This window comes from Pseudomonas macauensis (assembly GCF_047902425.1).
Lineage (GTDB): Bacteria > Pseudomonadota > Gammaproteobacteria > Pseudomonadales > Pseudomonadaceae > Pseudomonas.
This window is the reverse complement of sequence record NZ_CP138377.1, coordinates 512,627-530,577: the sequence shown is the minus strand read 5'-3', so window position 1 is coordinate 530,577 and position 17,951 is coordinate 512,627. Positions and strand designations below refer to the sequence as shown.

At 66.9% G+C, this 17,951-nt stretch carries 19 protein-coding genes; 6 read left to right on the top strand and 13 right to left on the bottom strand.

From position 1 onward, the window contains the following. Positions 1-132: 132 nt before the first annotated feature. From SD196_RS02445 to SD196_RS02385, 13 genes are all read right to left on the bottom strand, one after another. Positions 133-1,938, bottom strand: coding sequence for a phenylacyl-CoA dehydrogenase (locus tag SD196_RS02445; protein WP_343578172.1), 1,806 nt, complete (start codon positions 1,936-1,938; stop codon positions 133-135). 308 nt (positions 1,939-2,246) lie between these two features. Continuing rightward, positions 2,247-2,477, bottom strand: a complete 231-nt coding sequence (locus SD196_RS02440; RefSeq protein ID WP_343578170.1) for a hypothetical protein — start codon at positions 2,475-2,477, stop codon at positions 2,247-2,249. Positions 2,478-2,551: 74 nt separating this feature from the next. After that, complete coding sequence (bioD, locus tag SD196_RS02435) at positions 2,552-3,235, bottom strand: dethiobiotin synthase (protein WP_275609883.1); 684 nt, start codon at positions 3,233-3,235, stop codon at positions 2,552-2,554. Between the two features lie 87 nt (positions 3,236-3,322). Next, on the bottom strand, positions 3,323-4,126 hold the full coding sequence (gene bioC / locus SD196_RS02430) for a malonyl-ACP O-methyltransferase BioC (RefSeq protein WP_343578169.1): 804 nt from the start codon (positions 4,124-4,126) through the stop codon (positions 3,323-3,325). Beyond that, positions 4,119-4,844 carry an alpha/beta fold hydrolase gene (locus SD196_RS02425; protein ID WP_275609881.1) on the bottom strand — a complete coding sequence of 242 codons (726 nt, stop codon included), beginning with the start codon at positions 4,842-4,844 and terminating at the stop codon, positions 4,119-4,121. Before SD196_RS02425 ends, bioC begins: the two co-directional genes overlap by 8 nt. After that, positions 4,837-6,042: an 8-amino-7-oxononanoate synthase gene (gene bioF / locus SD196_RS02420; protein WP_343578168.1), complete on the bottom strand. Its 1,206-nt coding sequence runs from the start codon at positions 6,040-6,042 to the stop codon at positions 4,837-4,839. Before bioF ends, SD196_RS02425 begins: the two co-directional genes overlap by 8 nt. 146 nt (positions 6,043-6,188) lie before the next feature. Continuing rightward, positions 6,189-7,247 carry a biotin synthase BioB gene (gene bioB / locus SD196_RS02415; protein WP_207888149.1) on the bottom strand — a complete coding sequence of 353 codons (1,059 nt, stop codon included), beginning with the start codon at positions 7,245-7,247 and terminating at the stop codon, positions 6,189-6,191. Positions 7,248-7,397: 150 nt separating this feature from the next. Beyond that, complete coding sequence (locus tag SD196_RS02410; protein WP_343578167.1) at positions 7,398-8,714, bottom strand: allantoin permease; 1,317 nt, start codon at positions 8,712-8,714, stop codon at positions 7,398-7,400. Positions 8,715-8,820: 106 nt separating this feature from the next. Continuing rightward, the gene (locus tag SD196_RS02405; RefSeq protein ID WP_343578165.1) at positions 8,821-9,798 is read right to left on the bottom strand and encodes a biotin-dependent carboxyltransferase family protein; all 978 of its coding nucleotides are present in this window, start codon (positions 9,796-9,798) and stop codon (positions 8,821-8,823) included. Then, complete coding sequence (locus tag SD196_RS02400) at positions 9,788-10,666, bottom strand: 5-oxoprolinase subunit B family protein (RefSeq protein ID WP_416311027.1); 879 nt, start codon at positions 10,664-10,666, stop codon at positions 9,788-9,790. Before SD196_RS02400 ends, SD196_RS02405 begins: the two co-directional genes overlap by 11 nt. Position 10,667: 1 nt before the next feature. Further along, positions 10,668-12,032, bottom strand: a complete 1,365-nt coding sequence (locus SD196_RS02395) for an acetyl-CoA carboxylase biotin carboxylase subunit (RefSeq protein ID WP_416311026.1) — start codon at positions 12,030-12,032, stop codon at positions 10,668-10,670. A gap of 10 nt (positions 12,033-12,042) precedes the next feature. Continuing rightward, the gene (locus SD196_RS02390) at positions 12,043-12,291 is read right to left on the bottom strand and encodes an acetyl-CoA carboxylase (protein WP_331315800.1); all 249 of its coding nucleotides are present in this window, start codon (positions 12,289-12,291) and stop codon (positions 12,043-12,045) included. Between the two features lie 72 nt (positions 12,292-12,363). Next, a complete protein-coding gene (locus SD196_RS02385) occupies positions 12,364-13,122 on the bottom strand; it encodes a 5-oxoprolinase subunit PxpA (protein ID WP_416311025.1) in 759 nt (252 codons plus the stop codon). Positions 13,123-13,251: 129 nt separating this feature from the next. Here SD196_RS02385 and SD196_RS02380 point away from each other — a divergent pair, with 129 nt between their 5' ends. The 6 genes from SD196_RS02380 (at position 13,252) to SD196_RS02355 (ending at position 17,695) form a co-directional block, all read left to right on the top strand. Further along, the gene (locus SD196_RS02380) at positions 13,252-14,169 is read left to right on the top strand and encodes a LysR family transcriptional regulator (RefSeq protein WP_343578161.1); all 918 of its coding nucleotides are present in this window, start codon (positions 13,252-13,254) and stop codon (positions 14,167-14,169) included. A 55-nt stretch (positions 14,170-14,224) separates the two neighbouring features. Further along, positions 14,225-14,518, top strand: a complete 294-nt coding sequence (locus tag SD196_RS02375) for a hypothetical protein (protein WP_275609879.1) — start codon at positions 14,225-14,227, stop codon at positions 14,516-14,518. A gap of 109 nt (positions 14,519-14,627) precedes the next feature. Next, positions 14,628-15,284, top strand: a complete 657-nt coding sequence (locus tag SD196_RS02370; RefSeq protein ID WP_416311024.1) for a ComF family protein — start codon at positions 14,628-14,630, stop codon at positions 15,282-15,284. 93 nt (positions 15,285-15,377) lie between these two features. After that, positions 15,378-16,142 carry a TOBE domain-containing protein gene (locus SD196_RS02365; RefSeq protein WP_275609877.1) on the top strand — a complete coding sequence of 255 codons (765 nt, stop codon included), beginning with the start codon at positions 15,378-15,380 and terminating at the stop codon, positions 16,140-16,142. A 111-nt stretch (positions 16,143-16,253) separates the two neighbouring features. Continuing rightward, positions 16,254-16,664, top strand: coding sequence for a substrate-binding domain-containing protein (locus SD196_RS02360; RefSeq protein ID WP_416311023.1), 411 nt, complete (start codon positions 16,254-16,256; stop codon positions 16,662-16,664). A gap of 56 nt (positions 16,665-16,720) precedes the next feature. Next, a complete protein-coding gene (locus SD196_RS02355) occupies positions 16,721-17,695 on the top strand; it encodes a serine/threonine protein kinase (protein ID WP_416311022.1) in 975 nt (324 codons plus the stop codon). Positions 17,696-17,951 lie beyond the last annotated feature (256 nt).

The following is a 17,951-nucleotide window of genomic DNA, read 5'->3' as shown; positions in this document are numbered from 1 at the left end:
GGACCGGCAAGTGGCGTAATGATGGCACCTTCCGGAGGTATTTGCGTGTCCACGGATACGAAAAAGCCCGCCGGATGGCGGGCTTTTTCCTGTTCAGCAGACGGACGGCGAACCGTCCGTCCATGGCGCTGATCAGTAACCGAGGGCGAAATCTTCCTCGGCCAGGTCCATCAGGTTGTTGGCGCCGGACAGCATGGAGCCAACGTGCGCGCGGGTGCGCGGCAGGATGCGCTGGAAGTAGAAGCGCGCGGTCTTCAGCTTGGCCTGGTAGAAGGCCTCTTCGCTGGTACCGGCAGCCAGCTTCTCGGCAGCCAGGCGAGCCATGTCGGCCCAGAAGTAAGCCAGGGCGGCGTAACCGGAGTACATCAGGTAGTCCACCGAAGCGGCACCGACTTCCTCGCGGTCCTTCATGGCGGCCATGCCGACCTTCATGGTCAGTTCGCCCCACTCCTTGTTCAGCGCGGCCAGCGGTGCAACGAATTCCTTCACGGCTTCGTTGGCTTCGTTGGCCTGGCAGAACTTGTGCACGATCTTGGTGAAGCCCTTGAGCGCTTCGCCCTGGGTCATCAGGATCTTGCGGCCCAGCAGGTCCAGCGCCTGAACGCCGGTGGTGCCTTCGTACAGCATGGAGATGCGGCTGTCGCGGACGTTCTGCTCCATGCCGTGCTCGGCGATGAAGCCGTGGCCGCCATAGATCTGCACGCCGTGGTTGGCGGCTTCGAAGCCCACTTCGGTCATGAACGCCTTGGCGATCGGAGTGAGGAAGGCCAGCATCGCGTCAGCGGCTTTCTTCTCTTCTTCGTCCTGGCTGCGCTGCACGATGTCCACCTGCTTGGCGGCGAAGTACAGCATGGCGCGGTTGCCTTCGGCGAAGGCCTTGGCGGTCAGCAGCATGCGGCGCACGTCCGGATGCACGATGATCGGGTCGGCGGGTTTTTCCGGGGCTTTCGGGCCGGTCAGCGAACGCATCTGCAGACGCTCGCGGGCGTAGGCAATGCCACCCTGGAAACCGATTTCGGCGTGGGCCAGGCCTTGCAGCGCGGTACCCAGGCGAGCGGTGTTCATGAAGGTGAACATGCAGTTCAGGCCCTTGTTCGGCGGGCCGATCAGGAAGCCGGTAGCGGCATCGAAGTTCATCACGCAGGTGGCGTTGCCGTGGATGCCCATCTTGTGCTCGATGGAGCCACAGGACACGGCGTTGCGCTCGCCTACGCCGCCTTCGGCGTTGGGCAGAAACTTCGGCACGATGAACAGCGAGATGCCCTTGGTGCCCTGCGGGGCGTCGGGCAGGCGGGCCAGCACGATGTGGACGATGTTGTCGGCCATGTCGTGTTCGCCAGCGGAGATGAAGATCTTGGTGCCGGTAACCTTGTAGGTGCCGTCAGCCTGCGGCTCGGCCTTGGTGCGCAGCATGCCCAGGTCGGTGCCGCAATGCGGCTCGGTCAGGCACATGGTGCCGGTCCACTCGCCGGAAACCAGCTTGGTCAGGTAGGTCTGCTGCTGCTCCGGGGTGCCGTGGGCGTGCAGGGTGTTCATGGCGCCATGGGACAGGCCCGGGTACATGCCCCAGGACCAGTTGGCCTGGCCGACCATCTCGCTGATGGCCATGCCGAGGGATTCGGGCAGACCCTGACCGCCGTGCTCGACGTCATGGGCCAGGCTCGGCCAGCCGCCTTCGACGAACTGCTGGTAGGCCTCCTTGAAGCCGGTCGGGGTCTTCACACCTTCCGGGCTCCACTTGCAGCCTTCCAGGTCGCCAACGCGGTTCAGCGGAGCGATTACCTGTTCGCAGAACTTGGCACCCTCTTCGAGGATGGCATTGACCATATCCGGGGTGGCGTCTTGAGCGCCCGGCAGATTCTGGTAGTGCGCTTCGTAGCCCAGCAGCTCGTCGCGAACGAAACGGATATCACGCAAGGGGGCCTTGTAATCAGGCATAGCGGTAAACCTCTACGAAGGGTTCTGGTTAATGGGCGACCGGTCGTTGCGGTCGCAGTGCGGGATCGTTCCCGGCCGCCCAGTCGGTGCGCGCACGCATCCCGACAGTCAAACAGGCGTTTGAAACATACGTTTACGCCATACCCTTGTCAAGCATGCAGACCGACCACCCGGTCACGCTCGCAGGGCTACCGCCGGAGGGCCTTCGTGCCGCCGTCCTGAGATTGATTAAAGCCCATGGCAGAGCGGCCGGCGCGTCGCAAGGACAGCCGGCAGGGCGGGAAGAAAATACGGAGGGAAAGCGAACGTCAGGCGCGGATATCGATGAGGGTGCCGAGGGTTTCGTCGGCCGCCTGGATGACTTTGGCGCCGGCCTCGACCTCGTGCTGGCCGCGGCGCAGGTCCACCAGGTGATCCGCCAGGGCGTCGCTTGCGCCGCTGCGGGCGCTGGCGATCCCGGCGCCGGCCTGGTCGACGCGCTGCTGTCCGCTCTGGACCGAGCTCAGGCCCGCGGCAAATGCATTACCGGAGATTTCCATCGGTGCGTCTCCCTGGACAAAAGCAGCCAATGGCCACCATTCAAGCAGACTTCCGCTCGCCCGGCCAGGCGTTGTTACAGATCGAGAATGCTCAGGTCCAGGTGAGCGGCGACTGCGGAGGGCGTCGCCGGCGACAGACGGGGAACCCGGCCGATGCAGGGCGCCGGCAGCCGCTCGGCCAGGGTCGCCAGGTTCTCCTCCAGGCGCGACGTGCTCGGGTCGACTATGTTCGCCACCCAGCCGGCCAGTTGCAGGCCGTCCCGCTGGATCGCCTCGGCACTGAGCACCGCATGGTTGATGCAGCCCAGGCGCACGCCAACCACCAGGATCACCGGCAGGCCAAGGGCGATCGCCAGGTCCGACAGGCTTTCCTCTCCCGACAACGGCACCCGCCAACCGCCCGCCCCTTCCACCACCGTGAAGTCGGCGCCTAGTTGCAGCACCGAACGCACGGCCGGCGCCAGCGACTCGACCTGCAGCTTCACGCCCTTCTCCCGTGCGGCGAGGTGCGGCGCGATGGCGGGCTGGAAGGCGAAGGGGTTCACCTGGTCGTAGGCCAGCGGCAGGCTGCATTCGGCCAGCAGCGCCAGCGCGTCCTCGTTGCGTAGTCCCTCGGGCGTCCGCTCGCAACCGGAGGCCACCGGCTTGGCTGCCGCCGTGGACAATCCGGCCAGCCGCGCTGCATGGAGCAGGCCGGCGGCGAGGGTGGTCTTGCCGATCTCGGTGTCGGTGCCGGTAATGAAGTAGGCGTGGGACATAGGTACCTCGGTGCTTTTCCGCAGGTGCGGACTGCGTCCGGGATCAGCCATCGACTCAATGGCCATCGCGGACAGCGTCCGCTCCTACTAAGAATAGATTTTGCGCAGGACGGCGTAGACCACCCGGTAGGTGGCCGGCAGTCCCTGGGGCTGGCGGAATTGTTCATAAGCGGTGATCAGCGCGCGCACCCGCTCGCGCCCGGTCAGCCCGTCGGGCCGGCCGGGGTTGAGGTTGTGCGCGCCGAGCGCCTTGAGTTCATGGGTGAGGCTGCGCAAATCGGGGAAATGCAGGACGCAGTCCTCGGTGCGCAGCTCCAGCACCTCCAGCCCGCTGGCGGCGCAATGCCGCTGGTAGTCCTCGAACGCGCGGAAGCGGTTCACATGGACGAAGCCATCCACCGCCTGCCAGGCGCTGCGCAGCTCGCCCAGGGTGCCGATGCACAGGCTGCTGAACGCCAGCACGCCGTTCGGACGCAGCACCCGCCGTGCTTCGCTCAGCACCGAGGGCAGGTCCGCGCACCATTGCAGCGCCAGGCTGGAGAACAACAGGTCGCACGCCCCGTCGCGCAGCGGCAGATGCTCGGCGTCGCCACCGATGAAATGCTCAGCGCCACCCAGATCGCGGGCATGGCGCAGCATGCCTTCGGCGATGTCGACGGCCAGGCCATGGGCCTGTGGATAGTGCTCCGCCAGGGCGCGGGTGAAATAGCCGGTGCCGCTGCCCAGGTCGACCCAGCGCTGCGGCGCCAGCTCGTTCGGCAACCGCTGCAGGAGCTGCGAGCCGACCGCGCGTTGCAGGTCGGCCACCGCATCGTAGGTCTCTGCGGCGCGGGAGAAGGAAGCGGCGACCTGACGCTTGTCAGGCAGCACGCTGTGACTGCTTTCAGGCATCGTCGCCCTCGTGGATGAATCTCAGGATGGCGGCGGCCGTTTCGTCCGGCTGTTCCAGCGGCAGGCCGTGGCTGGCGTCGGGCACCAGGCTGACCTCGACGTCCGGCAGCCATTCCAGCAGGGCATCGGCGGCAGAGGCCGGCACCAGGGCATCGTTGCCGGCGAACAGGTGCAACTGCGGGCCGGGATAGCGGCTCAGGGCGGCACGGGTATCGAGCTGGCCGAGCAACTGCAGGCCGGCGGTCAGGCCCGCGGCATCCAGTTGCGGCAGCGCCACCTGCAGTTGCCGCGCCAGGGTGCGGGCGTCGCGCGCGCCCTGGCTGACCAACAGGGTGAAGCGCTTGCGCACCAGCTGCGGCTCCAGCAGGAAGGCCTCGAAGAAGTCTTCGAACACCTCATTGGCCATGGCTTCGGGCCAATCTTCGCGACGACGGAAGCAGGGGTTGCTGGCCAGGGTGACCAGCCCCCGGCAGGATTCGCCGCGCCGCGCCGCCAGCTCGGCGGCGAGCATGCCGCCCAGCGACCAGCCGGCGATCCAGGCGTCATGGGGGACGTTGTCGTCCAGTTCGTCGAGCCAGACGCTGGGGTCGGCATCGGTCGGCAGCGGCTCGATCTGCACGTTCAGGTGCGGCGCCTGCTCCAGCAGCGCATCGCGCAGCGGCTCCAGCGGCGCGCTGCCCAGGCCCCAGCCCGGCAGCAGGATCAGTTGGTCACGCATCATCGCCCTCCTCGGCATCGATCTCTGCCAGAAGGCTAGACGACACGCGCTGCCAGCTTTCCGCCAGCGCCACGAGCAGGCGGTCGACCTGCGCCTCGCTGTGCGAGGCGGAAAGCGTCACGCGCAGGCGCGCAGTGCCGGCCGGCACGGTCGGCGGGCGGATGGCGCCGACCAGGATGCCGTGCTCGCGCAGCTCCGCCGACAGGGCCATGGCCTGGCGGCTGCCGCCAATGAGGATCGGCTGGATCGGCGTCGGGCTGTCCATCAGGCGCAGGCCGATGGCCTCGGCGCCACTGCGGAAGCGGGCGATCAGCGCATTGAGATGGACGCGGCGCCAGCTTTCGGCGCGCAGCAGCTCCAGGCTCTTCAGCGTGGCGCAGGCCACGGCCGGCGGCTGGCTGGTAGTGTAGATGTAGGGGCGGGCGAACTGGATCAGCGTCTCGATCAGTTCCTCGCTGCCGGCGACGAAGGCGCCCGCGGTGCCAAAGGCCTTGCCGAGGGTGCCGACCAGCACCGGCACATCGTCCATGCCCAGTCCGAAATGTTCGACGATGCCGCCGCCAGTCGCGCCCAGCGGGCCGAAGCCGTGGGCGTCGTCGACCATCATCCAGGCATTCTTCTTCCGCGCCTGCGCACAGAGCGCCGGGAGGTCGGCCAGATCGCCGTCCATGCTGAACACGCCATCGGTCACCACCAGGGTGTTGCCTTCGGCCTTGTCCAGGCGCGCGGCGAGACTGGCAGCGTCGTTGTGCAGGTAGCGCGAGAAGCGCGCGCCGGAGAGCAGGCCGGCGTCCAGCAGCGAGGCGTGGTTGAGGCGGTCTTCCAGCACGCTGTCGCCCTTGCCCACCAGGGCGGTGACGGTGCCGAGGTTGGCCATGTAACCGGTAGAAAACAGCAGCGCACGCGGGCGGCCGGTGAACTCGGCGAGCGCCAGCTCCAGCTCGTGGTGCGGGCCGCAATGGCCGTTGACCAGGTGCGAAGCGCCACCGCCCACGCCCCAGCGCTCGGCGCCGGCGCGCAGGGCGGCGATTACCTCGGGGTGATTGGCCAGGCCCAGGTAATCATTGGAACAGAAGGCCAGCATCGGCTGGCCATCGATGAGCACATCCGGCCCCTGCGGGGATTCCAGCAGCGGGCGGCGGCGGTAAAGGTCCTCCGCCTGGCGCTGGGCCAGACGGGCGGCGAGATCGAAAGACATACGCAACCCCGAATCGGCGACGGTCCTCCGGGAAGAGGACCTGTAGGAGCGAGCTTGCTCGCGAACAAGCTTCCAGGGCACTCAGCTGCTGGGCGGTTCGCGATCAAGGACTGGGCGTCCCCCTCGCTCCTACATAGAAAAGCAGATCAGGCCGAAGCCGCGTTGTAGAACAGCTGGGAGTCGCGTTGTTCCACCAGCGCCTGCTCGATGGCGGCCTGGTGCACTTCGTCAGCATGCTCCTCGCGTTCCTCGGGCTTGATGCCCAGGCGCGCGAACAGCTGCATGTCCTTCTCGGCCTGCGGGTTCTTGGTGGTCAGCAGCTTCTCGCCGTAGAAGATCGAGTTGGCGCCGGCCATGAAGGCCAGGGCCTGCATCTGCTCGTTCATCTGCTCGCGGCCGGCGGACAGGCGCACGTGGGATTTCGGCATCAGGATGCGGGCGACGGCCAGGGTGCGGATGAAGTCGAACGGATCGACGTCCTTCTCCTCGGCCAGCGGAGTGCCTTTCACCTTGACCAGCATGTTGATCGGCACCGATTCCGGGTGCTCGGGCAGGTTGGCCAGCTGGATCAGCAGGCCGGCGCGGTCGTCCACCGACTCGCCCATGCCCAGGATGCCGCCGGAGCAGATCTTCATCCCCGCCTCGCGCACGTACGCCAGGGTCTGCAGGCGCTCGCCGTAGGTGCGGGTGGTGATGATGTTGCCGTAGAACTCCGGCGAGGTATCGAGGTTGTGGTTGTAGTAGTCCAGGCCCGCTTCGGCCAGTGCCTTGGTCTGCTCCTGGTCCAGGCGCCCCAGGGTCATGCAGGTTTCCAGGCCGAGCTTCTTCACGCCCTTCACCATTTCCAGCACGTAGGGCATGTCCTTGGCCGATGGGTGCTTCCACGCCGCGCCCATGCAGAAGCGGGTGGAACCGATGGCCTTGGCTTCGGCTGCTGCTTCCAGCACCTTCTGCACTTCCATCAGTTTTTCCTTGTCCAGGCCGGTGTTGTAGTGGCCGGACTGCGGGCAATATTTGCAGTCTTCCGGGCAGGCGCCGGTCTTGATCGACAGCAGGGTGGAAACCTGTACGCGGTTCGGGTCGAAGTGCGCGCGGTGCACGGTCTGCGCCTGGAACAGCAGGTCGTTGAACGGCTGTTCGAACAGGGCACGGACTTCGGCAAGGGTCCAGTCGTGGCGGGTTACTTGGGCTGCGGTGGCACTCATCGGCAAAGTCCTTCGACGCTTGGGGGCGCCTCTTGTCTAAGGTGCCCCGGCGGCGCGCCACCGGGGGAATCAGGCTCAAGGCATCATATGTGGACCTGTGACGCTGTCAACCACTCTCGCGACACAGGTCGACAAGTGATCAATTAATGATCAACTCGATGCAATAGTCGGTTGCGGAATACGGCGGCGGCGCAACCCGGCATAGACGCCGGCAGAGACCAGGAAGGTCAGCGGCGCGGAGAAGGATTGCAGGCTGCCGCCCGCCTCCATCAGCGCGAACCCCAGCAGCGCACCGCACAACCAGGCGGCAAGCCCCACGCCATTCAGCCGCGCCGGCTCGCCGGCCGGCAGCGGTGCCTTGCCCAGGATGTGCGCCATGGCCACGCCCACCCAGGCCACCACGAACACGCCCTGCCAGGCCAGCGCCTTGAGCAGCCAGGCGAACACGTCGGCCAGCATCAGCGCATAGACTGCCGCCCCGACCACCACGGCCCAGACCAGGCTGGACGCGCGCAGGCGGAACACCTCGGCGAAGAACGCCTGCATGTTCACCGTCGCCAGGTAGTAGTTGGCGGTGTTGATCCGCGTCTGCGTCACCCAGACGAACAGCAGCCCCCACAGACCCATCAGCTTGAGAATCGCCAGCACCACGGTGACTTCGCTGAGCGCGCCGTCCTGCGGAATGCTGCTGGCCAGGTAGATGCCGGCCATGCCGTTGAGCAGGAAGGTCACCAGGTAGAACGGCATGCCGAAGTTCCAGCGCCCGTGCCAGGCAGCGTCTTCCGGCTTGCCGAAGCGGGCGTAATCGAAGGTGAACATCATCAGCACCCAGACGCCCATGTAGGCGCTGAAGCAGTCCCACCAGCCTCCGGCCGGCGGGTGCGCCGGGCCGAAGTCCAGCCACTGCGGCTGGTAGCCATACTCGCCGATGGACAACGCCACCGCCGCCAGCAGGCCGAACAGGTAGAACGGCAAAAGCACGCCGTTGAAGCGATCCAGCCAATGCTGCACGCCGCCGAAGATCAGCGGCACGCTGTAGAGCACCACCAGCAGCGCCGCCAGGGAGTAGGAGACCTCTGGATACAGGTGATTGAGCGCCACGGCGATCACCGAGCCCTCGAACACCGCGTAGTAGATGGCCGTGGAGAAGAAGATCAGGGTCGCCAGCGAGGCGCCCAGCGAGCCGAACAGCACTCGCGAGAACAGCGCCACGGAGAGTCCGGTGCGCATCGCGTAGCGGCTGATCACCGCGTTGATCAGCCCGTAGCAGAGCACCGACAGCAACATGCCGAAGATGGCGTTGCGGGCGCCGTAGGCCAGCGCCAGCGAGGCGCCGACGACGATGTAGAACATGGCACTGCACACGGCCCACCAGGCCATGCTCAGGGAAAGCCGTCCCATCCGGGCATGGCTGGGAACACTGGAAACGGAAGAATCGACCTCGGGATGCTGCGACAGACTTGCCATCTTGGTTTCTCCGCAAGATGAGGGCTTGGCGAGCGGCAGCAGGAGGCCGCGGCGGCGCCCTCAGGGGGAGCCACCGGGTATCGCGCCGCCGCGGCGTTGTTATTGGCTAGGCAAGAAAGAAGCGGTTCAGGTTTTCGAGTTGCTGGTTATAGCGACGGCGCACCGCCAGGGCCTCCTCCAGGGTGACGGCGACGAAACGGGCCTTCTGGTTGGGTTGCATCTGGGCCATGCGATTGAGGTCCGGGCTGATCACCGTGCCGATGGTGGCGTAGCCGCCGCCGGAGACCGCATCGCGGTGCAGGATGATCGGCTCCAGCCCGCCAGGAACCTGGATCGAGCCGATCGGGTAGCAGGCGTCGACGATGTTCGACGGATCGGAGCCGGCACCGAACGGCTGTTCGCGCGGCTCGAATGCCAGCGGCGTGCCGCCCTTGAAGCGGTAGCCGGTGCGATCCGCCTCGGAGCCGACGGTCCAGGTGTCGGCAAAGAACTGCTCGGCGGCCTGCGCCGTCAGGCGGTGGTGATACAGGCCGGGCACCACCCGCAGACTGACCTCGCCACCCACCTCGATCTGCAGCGAGCGCGGCAACGCCAGGCCTTCCTGCCCGCGTCCGGACGGCTCGCCCAGCAGCAGCTCGTCGCCGGCCTGCAGGCGCCGACCGTTGTACCCGCCGATCGCGCCCAGGCCATAGGTGGAGCGACTGTCGAGCACTTCCGGGACCGCAATGCCGCCATCAATGGCGATGTAGCCGCGGGCACCGGCCTTGATGAAGTCGAAGCCCAGCACCTGCCCGGCGCGCACGCGGAAGGCGGTGTCCAGCGGCATCTCGGCCCCATCCAGGCGAGGCGTCATGGCCGCGCCACAGATGGCCACCAGCGCATCGCGCTGGAACTCCAGCTGCGGGCCGAGCAGAGTGCATTCGAGCACCGCCGCCGTGGCCGGGTTGCCCACCAGCAGGTTGGCCGCGCGCAACGCATACTGGTCGAGCGCCCCGGACGGCGGGATGCCCAGGTGGTAGTAACCTTCACGGCCGGCATCCTGCACCGAGGTGGCGAGACCGGGCTTGAGCACCTTAAGCGACATGGAGCACCTCCTGCAGGCGCTGCTTGCAGCCTTGCGGATCGTTGAGGAAAGCGTCGAGATCGAACTCCACCGGGTGGATGCGCAGATCGAAACTACCGGCCTCCACAGCGGCGATCGCCTGGTCGTACTCGGCGCGCCCGATGGGCTTGAACTGCACGATGTCGCCGGCGCGGAAGAACACCATGGAGTCCTTCAGGTAGCCCAGGCTCTGTTGCGGGTCGTAGATCGGCGCGGGGGTGACGCCGAACATCTGGTAACCGCCGGCGCCCCGTACCGAGTAGATGCAGCCGAAGCAGCCGCCGTGGCCGAGGGTCAGTTTCGGCGTGTCGGTGCGGGGCCGCAGGTACTTGGGCACCTGCAACTGCCGCTCGCGCTCGACCATCTGGTACATGAACGGCAGGCCGGCGACGAAGCCGACCATGGAGACGAACCACGGCGTGCCGCTGTGCGCCTCGATGAACGCCTGGGCGTCCTGGTAACCGTTGATCCGCGCGGCGTATTCCAGGTCGGTGGAATCCGGGTCCTGATGGCGGTCGCGGAAGCGCATCAGCGTCTCGTGGGTCCAGGGGTCGTTGTACAGCACCGGGATCTCGATGATCCGCGTCTGGATGCGACGCTCGGTGGTGGCCAGCGATTCCAGCTCGCGCACGCGGTCGAGCAGCGCCTGCGGGGCAATCAGGTCGGGATTGAAACGCACCTGGAACGAGGCGTTGGCCAGGCAGACGTCCAGCACGCCGGGAATCCCCTGCTGCTCGATGGCGCGGGTAACGGCCATGCCACGGAAGAACGCCTCCAGCGACATGGATTCGGCGACCTCGGCGAACAGGTGCTCGTCGCCGCCGAAGCTGTAGCGGATCTGCTCGTGCATCTCACACCTCCGCCGTGGCCGAACGCTCGGCCAGCCAGGTTTCCAGGGTACCGGTATCGAACTGCGCCGCCTGCACACGCGCATCGGCCAGCAGCCAGCGGTGCAGCGACAGGGTGGTCGCCATGCCGGTCAGCTCGGTGTTCTGCAAGGCTTGCCGGGCACGGGCGAACGCTTCCGCGCGGTCCTTGCCGTGGACGATGATCTTCGCCAGCAGCGAGTCGTAGTAAGGCGGCACGCGGTAGCCGGGATACAGGTGGCTATCCACTCGCACGCCCTCGCCCTGCGGCCAGCCCAGGCTTTCCACCACGCCCGGACAGGGGAAGAAGTTGCGCGCCGGGTCCTCGGCGTTGATGCGCATCTCCAGCGCCGCGCCCTGCAGGCGGATGTCTTCCTGGCGCAGCGCCAGTGGCTCGCCGCCGGCGATGCGCAGCATGGCCTGGACCAGGTCGATGCCGGTGATCATCTCGCTGACCGGGTGCTCGACCTGGATGCGGGTGTTCATCTCGATGAAGAAGAACTCGCCGCTGTGAGAATCGAACAGGTATTCCAGGGTACCGGCGCCGCGATAGCCCAGGCTCTGCGCCAGGCGTACCGCACTTGCGCACAGGGCTTCGCGCTGGCGTTCATTCAGCGCGGCCGAGGGTGCTTCCTCGAAGACCTTCTGCCGGCGGCGCTGCAGCGAACACTCGCGCTCGAACAGGTGCACGGCACGCTCGCCGTCGCCGAGGATCTGCACTTCGATGTGCCGCGCCTGGCGGATGAAGCGTTCCAGGTACACCGCCCCGGAGCCGAACGCCGCCTGCGCCTCGCGCTGGGCGACGGGGAACTCGCGACTCAGCTCGTCGGCATCATGAGCGATGCGGATGCCGCGACCGCCGCCACCGGCGGAAGCCTTGATCAGCAACGGATAGCCGACCTCCTGCGCACAGCGCAGCGCCGCTTCGATGTCCTCCAGCTCACCCGGCGAGCCCGGCACTACCGGCACGCCGGCGGCCATCGCGGTACGCCGCGCCTCGGCCTTGTCCCCCATGCGGCGGATGGTCTGCGCATCAGGGCCGACGAAGACCAGCCCGGCATCGACCACCGCGTGGGCGAAGGCCGTGTTCTCGGAGAGGAAACCGTAGCCGGGGTGGATCGAGTCCGCGCCGGTTTCCCGCGCCGCCTGCAACAGGGCTTCGGCATTCAGGTAGCTGCGGTCGGCGCGGGCCGGGCCGATGATCCGTACTTCGTCGGCCTGGCGCGCGGCCAGCGAATCGGCATCCGCCTCGCTGCACACTGCAACGGTGGGAATCCCCAGGGCTCGCGCCGCGCGGATGATGCGCACGGCGATCTCGCCACGGTTGGCGATCAGCAGTTTCTTCAACATGTTCCGGCCCTCACGCGTCGACGCTGATGGTCGCCAGTTCCTGTCCCGGCTCGATCGGCTCGCCGTCTTCCACCAGGAAGGCCTGCAAGGTGCCGGCACGTTCGGCGAGCACTTCGGAGAACTGCTTCATCACCTCGACCAGCCCGATCACGCTGCCAGGCTCGACCCGCTGTCCGACCTCGGCATAGACGGGGGCATCCGGCGTCGGCTTGCGGTAGAAGGTGCCCGGCAGGGGCGACTGCACGTTATGTTCGGCCATGACTGTTCCTCTATTGTTCGAATGTGTGGATGGCAGATGCAGTAAGGGGTTTCCCGTCGTGCGGGACGGCGCTCAGCGCGGCGCCTTGATGGCGATGCCCGCGTCCAGCAGGGCCGCGCGGGTGGCCTGGACCAGAGCCAGTGCACCGGGGGTGTCGCTGTGGATGCAGACCGAATCGAAGGCGATCTCGATGTCGTCGCCCTCGACCGTGCGCACACGGCCTTCCTGGCAGGCCCGCAGCACCTTGGCGGCAACTTCCCACGGGTCGAGCGCCTTGACCCGGCGGATGAAGACGATGGAGCCGCTGTTGTCGTAGTCGCGGTCGGCGTAGAACTCGCGCACCGTCGGTTGGCCCAGCGCCTGGGCGGCGCGCCAGGTGGCCGAGTTGGGCATGCAGAACAGCAGTAGTTCGGGGTCGATGCGCTGCAGGGTCTCGACGAATTCGCGGGCGGCCTGCTCGTCGCGCGCCAGGTGCATGTACAGCGCGCCGTGGGGCTTGATGTGCTGCAGCTTGGCGCCGTGCAGGCGAGCGAACTCGCGCAGGGCGCCTAGCTGGTAGAGCATGTCGTTGATCAGCTCGGTGGCGGGCGCGTTGATGTGCCGGCGGCCGAAGCCGACCAGGTCGCGGAAGCCGGGGTGGGCGCCGATGCCGACGCCGTGTTCGAGGGCCAGCTCGACGGTGCGGCGCATGATGTTCGGGTCACCGGCGTGGAAACCGGTGGCGATGTTGGCGCTGCTGATCAGCGGCATGATCGCCTCATCCACGCCATCGCCGATGGTCCAGGGGCCGAAACCTTCACCCATGTCGGAATTGAGATCGACTGTTTTCATCGCCGCGTGGCCTCTGTATTTGAATTTGTAAGGTCAGTGCGGTGACGTTAAGTCGCAGCGGCGGTATTGGGTAGATTTATTATCCGATAGACTAGTTTCTGAAAAATCGATACCCGCCGGAGCAATCCCATGGCTTTCACCTTGCGCCAGGTGCGCTACTTCGTCGCCACCGCCGAGGTCGGACAGATATCCCAGGCGGCGGTGAACCTGCACATCTCGCAGTCGGCGGTGACCAGCGCGATCCAGGAGCTGGAAAACCTGCTCGGTGCCGCGCTGTTCACCCGCACGGCCCAGGGCATGACGCTGACCGACAACGGCCGGCACTTCCTCAACCACGCCTATTCGATCCTGCGCAGCGTCGACGACGCGCTGAACAGCCCGCTGCCGGACACCCAGTTCAATGGCAGCCTGAACGTCGCCGCCAGCTACACCGTGATGGGCTACTTCCTGCCGCACCACCTGCAACGCCTGGCGCAGTGGTATCCAGACCTGCGCATGCACCTGCACGAACAGGAGCGGGTGGATATCGAGCAGGGGCTGCTCGACGGCCACTACGACATGGCCGTGGTGCTGACCGGCAACCTGACCGAGCCGCAAATTGCCTCGGAAACCCTGTTCAGCTCCACCCGCCGGCTCTGGCTGCCGGCGCGCCATCCGCTCGCCGAGCAACCGGCGGTGAGCCTGGCCGATGTCGCCGATCAGCCCTACATCATGCTCACGGTCGACGAAGCCGGTGAGTCCTCGATGCGTTACTGGCAGGCCAGTGGGCAGGAGCCCCGGGTGATCCTGCGCACCAGCTCGGTGGAAGCGGTGCGCAGCATGGTCGCCAACGGCTCCGGCGTCGCTATCCTGTCGGACCTGGTCTACCGCCCCTGGTCGCTGGAAGGCAAACGCATCGAGACGCTGAGCCTGGTCGACTTGGTCCCCTCGATGAGCGTGGGCCTGGCCTGGCACCGGGAACGCGAGCTGACGCCCGCCATGCAGGCCTTCCGCGAATACTTCCGGCAGTCCTTCCTGGCACCGCAGTTGAGCAGCACTCGCCGCTGAACCCGACAGGCCCTCCACCACTCAAACCCTCAGGACATTCAGGAGTCATCCCCAGATGGGAACCGAAGGATTCTTCGACAGCCTCGGCCAGATGGTCGGCAAGGCCATCCGTTTCATCGTCGATCTGCTGTCGGGCGTGCTCGGCGGCCTGTGGCGCGCCATGGACGATTTCTTCCACGGCCTGGCGCGCGCCGTCGGAATCGACGTCTCGATCTTCAGCTTCGTCCTGCTCTTCCTCGGCCTGCTGCTGCTCTACAGTGGCATCCGCGCCTTCCTGCGGCGCTCGATCTTCGGCGGGCTGATCTGGACGGTGCTGGGGCTGCTGGTCCTGAGCTGGCTGATCCACTGACAGCCGCCGCCCATGGAGGGGCGGAATGCGGTTCTCTCAGGGGTCTCCCATCTGGCAATGGCGCCCCGTCTGGTGGCGCCCACGCGTACGATGCCTGTTGTGTGGTGCGATGACGGAACAGGCCGAGCTGCCATTGTGTCCGGGTTGCGACGATGACCTGCCCTGGCTCACCGGGCACTGCGCGATCTGCGCCCTGCCGCTACCGGTCGCCGGCCTTACCTGTGGGCAATGCCTGCGCCGCGCGCCCGCCTTCCAGCGCGTCGAAACGCCCCTGCGCTACGGCTTTCCGGTCGACGCCCTGATTACCCGCTTCAAACACCAGGCCAACGCGCCCTTCGGCCGGCTGCTCGCGCAGTTGCTGTCGCGCCACCTGAAACATGCCTTTGACGAAGGACTGCCGCGTCCGGATCTTCTCGTACCCGTGCCGCTGTCACGCCAACGCGAGCGCCAGCGTGGCTTCAACCAGGCCGCCCTGCTGGCCGCCTGGCTCGCCGCCCCCCTGGGCCTGCCTGTGGATAACCGCTTGCTGCGGCGCATCCAGGACACTCCCGCGCAGCAGGGCCTGGACGCCGCCGCGCGCAAACGCAACCTGCGCCGCGCCTTCGCCCTGGCCGATGGCGCGCGGATAGAAGGCCTGCACCTGGCGCTGGTGGACGACGTGCTGACCACCGGGGCCACCGCCCAGTTCATCGCCCGCGAGCTGCGCAAAGCCGGTGCCCGACGGGTCGACGTCTACTGCCTGGCGCGCACGCCAGCCCCGGAATAGACGACCGCTCGTCCACATTCCCGGCAATTTTCCCTTGCGTTTTGTCGGCTGGCGACGGAGCCTCGCCGCATACCAATAAGCACTCGCGAAACCATGACCACCCTCAGCCTGCTGACCCAGCACGTCACCCGCCGCCCGCAACGCATCGCCCTGCTCGCGCAGATCGCCCAGCTCGGCTCGATCACCCACGCCGCCAAGGCGGCCGGCATGAGCTACAAGACCGCCTGGGACGCCATCGATGAACTGAACAACCTCTCCGACCGCCCGCTGGTGGAACGCAGCGTCGGCGGCAAGGGCGGCGGCGGCGCACGCCTGACCGCCGACGGCGAACGCCTGCTGGCGCTCTACCAGCGCCTGGAAGCCCTGCGCGAACACATCGTCGAGCATGTCGAGCACCAGGCCGACCTGGAGCTGATCGGCCGCCTGATGATGCGCACCAGCGCTCGCAACCAGTTGCACGGACATATCTGCGCCATCGAGCCCGCCGGGCTCAACGACCTGGTGTGCATCGAGCTGCCCGGCGGCGCGCGCATCCAGGCGCGGGTCACCCGCGAAAGCACCGAGAAGCTTGAGCTGCGCGACGGCCAGCCGGTGGTGGCGCTGATGAAGGCCGGCTGGCTGTACGTCGACCTGCCGCACATTCCCTGCCCGGATGGGCTGAACGCACTGGAAGGGCATATCGACGACATCCGCGAGGCCGACGACGGCCCCAGCGAAGTGCGCATCCAGTTGCCCAGCGGGCAGATGCTCTGCGCCCTGACCGATCCGGAGCGCATCGAAATCCTGCGCCTGAAGCCCGGCGCCCAGGTCCGCGCGCAGTTCTCCCCAGCCCAGGTGATCCTCGGCACGCCGCTGTAGTTTCCCTGCCATACATCAAGCCCCGCGCCAGCGCGCCGCGCTCCAATGACCGCCAGAGACTCCCGCCCCTCCCGGGCGGGCCTTGCGGTTCAGCCACACTGGAGCCCCACCATGCGCCGCCTGCTCAGCCTGTTCGCCCTGCCCCTGCTGCTGTCCCTGCCCCTGGCTGGCCACGCCGGCCCCGACGTGCTGCGCATAGGCGCCAGCCAGGCGCTGATGCCAACGCTGGAGCCGCTGGTGGACCGCTACCAGCTCGACACCCACAACAAGGTGCTGCTGATCGGCGGAGCCAACGAGGAACTCGGTGAACAGGTGCGCCAGGGAACGCCCTATGACCTGCTGCTCAGCGCGCAACCCGCGCCGCTGACCCAGCTGCACCACCAGGGCCACGGCGAGAAGCCCCTCCCCGTCGGCTGCAAGGCACAGCCCATGCAGGAGCTGACGCTGGTGCGAGGCGATCGGCACGAACTGGCCACACATTTCCTCGACTACCTGAAACAGCACCACTGCAACGAACACTGAGGCAAATCGCTCACGGGGTTACACTAGGCGGCCTGCACACTGCCTGGATCGTTGCCATGTCCCATCCCTTCTCCGACCTCACGCCCGACCTGGTTCTGGATGCGGTGGAAAGCATCGGTTTCCTCAGTGACGCCCGCGTGCTGGCGCTCAACAGTTACGAGAACCGCGTCTACCAGGTGGGCATCGAAGACAGCGAGCCGCTGATCGCCAAGTTCTACCGTCCGGGGCGCTGGACCAATGAAGCGATCCTCGAAGAACACGCCTATGCCGCGGAACTGGCCGAATGTGAAGTGCCGCTGGTAGCGCCGCTGGTCCACGAGGGCAAGACCCTGTTCGAGCACGCTGGTTTTCGCTTCACCCTGTTCCCCCGCCGTGGCGGCCGCGCGCCGGAGCCGGGCAACCTCGACCAGCTCTACCGTCTCGGCCAACTACTGGGCCGCCTGCACGCCGTGGGCGCCAACCGCCCCTTCAAGCACCGCGAGGCGCTGACGGTGGATAACTTCGGCCACCAGTCCCTGGCGACCCTGCTGGAAGGCAACTTCATCCCCAGGAGCCTGCTGCCGGCCTACGAGTCCGTGGCCCGCGACCTGCTGAAGAAGATCGACGAGCTGTACGCGCGCGTGAGCTACACACCCATCCGCATGCACGGCGACTGCCACCCCGGCAACCTGCTGTGCCGCGACGAGACCTTCCACGTCGTGGACCTCGACGACTGCCGCATGGGCCCCGCCGTACAGGACCTGTGGATGATGCTCGCCGGCGAACGCCAGGAGCGCCTCGGACAACTCTCGGAACTGGTCGACGGCTACCAGGAATTCCACGACTTCGATCCGCGCGAGCTGCCGCTGATCGAAGGCCTGCGCGCCCTGCGCCTGATGCACTACAGCGCCTGGCTGGCGCGCCGCTGGGACGACCCGGCGTTCCCGCCGAGCTTCCCCTGGTTCGGTAGCGAGCGTTACTGGGGCGACCAGGTGCTGGTGCTGCGCGAGCAACTGGCGGCGCTGGATGAGGAGCCGTTGCGGTTGTTCTGAGCCTACACCGGCGTTCATTACCGGCCTGCTGGCCGGATCGCGGACGGAGTCCGCTCCTGCACCGCAGTGGGCGTACGACCGTTCGCGGCTCCCCAGCCCCTGTAGGCGAGCAAGCTCGCTCCTACGAAGAGCTCGCCCCGTAAAGCCAACGTTACGCACATTCACTGCTCCCCAGTCATCGGCCCCTTCCCCGGCACAGACAAGCTCCCGCGCGCACCCTAGAATTAGCCAGCCACTCATTAGCTGCCTAACCAAG

Bases quoted from the DNA above. Each gene is read 5' to 3' on its own strand.
- SD196_RS02445 (WP_343578172.1), bottom strand. From the start codon at position 1,938: ATGCCTGATTACAAGGCCCCCTTGCGTGATATCCGTTTCGTTCGCGAC.
- SD196_RS02440 (WP_343578170.1), bottom strand. From the start codon at position 2,477: ATGGAAATCTCCGGTAATGCATTTGCCGCGGGCCTGAGCTCGGTCCAG.
- bioD (WP_275609883.1), bottom strand. From the start codon at position 3,235: ATGTCCCACGCCTACTTCATTACCGGCACCGACACCGAGATCGGCAAG.
- bioC (WP_343578169.1), bottom strand. From the start codon at position 4,126: ATGCCTGAAAGCAGTCACAGCGTGCTGCCTGACAAGCGTCAGGTCGCC.
- SD196_RS02425 (WP_275609881.1), bottom strand. From the start codon at position 4,844: ATGCGTGACCAACTGATCCTGCTGCCGGGCTGGGGCCTGGGCAGCGCG.
- bioF (WP_343578168.1), bottom strand. From the start codon at position 6,042: ATGTCTTTCGATCTCGCCGCCCGTCTGGCCCAGCGCCAGGCGGAGGAC.
- bioB (WP_207888149.1), bottom strand. From the start codon at position 7,247: ATGAGTGCCACCGCAGCCCAAGTAACCCGCCACGACTGGACCCTTGCC.
- SD196_RS02410 (WP_343578167.1), bottom strand. From the start codon at position 8,714: ATGGCAAGTCTGTCGCAGCATCCCGAGGTCGATTCTTCCGTTTCCAGT.
- SD196_RS02405 (WP_343578165.1), bottom strand. From the start codon at position 9,798: ATGTCGCTTAAGGTGCTCAAGCCCGGTCTCGCCACCTCGGTGCAGGAT.
- SD196_RS02400 (WP_416311027.1), bottom strand. From the start codon at position 10,666: ATGCACGAGCAGATCCGCTACAGCTTCGGCGGCGACGAGCACCTGTTC.
- SD196_RS02395 (WP_416311026.1), bottom strand. From the start codon at position 12,032: ATGTTGAAGAAACTGCTGATCGCCAACCGTGGCGAGATCGCCGTGCGC.
- SD196_RS02390 (WP_331315800.1), bottom strand. From the start codon at position 12,291: ATGGCCGAACATAACGTGCAGTCGCCCCTGCCGGGCACCTTCTACCGC.
- SD196_RS02385 (WP_416311025.1), bottom strand. From the start codon at position 13,122: ATGAAAACAGTCGATCTCAATTCCGACATGGGTGAAGGTTTCGGCCCC.
- SD196_RS02380 (WP_343578161.1), top strand. From the start codon at position 13,252: ATGGCTTTCACCTTGCGCCAGGTGCGCTACTTCGTCGCCACCGCCGAG.
- SD196_RS02375 (WP_275609879.1), top strand. From the start codon at position 14,225: ATGGGAACCGAAGGATTCTTCGACAGCCTCGGCCAGATGGTCGGCAAG.
- SD196_RS02370 (WP_416311024.1), top strand. From the start codon at position 14,628: ATGACGGAACAGGCCGAGCTGCCATTGTGTCCGGGTTGCGACGATGAC.
- SD196_RS02365 (WP_275609877.1), top strand. From the start codon at position 15,378: ATGACCACCCTCAGCCTGCTGACCCAGCACGTCACCCGCCGCCCGCAA.
- SD196_RS02360 (WP_416311023.1), top strand. From the start codon at position 16,254: ATGCGCCGCCTGCTCAGCCTGTTCGCCCTGCCCCTGCTGCTGTCCCTG.
- SD196_RS02355 (WP_416311022.1), top strand. From the start codon at position 16,721: ATGTCCCATCCCTTCTCCGACCTCACGCCCGACCTGGTTCTGGATGCG.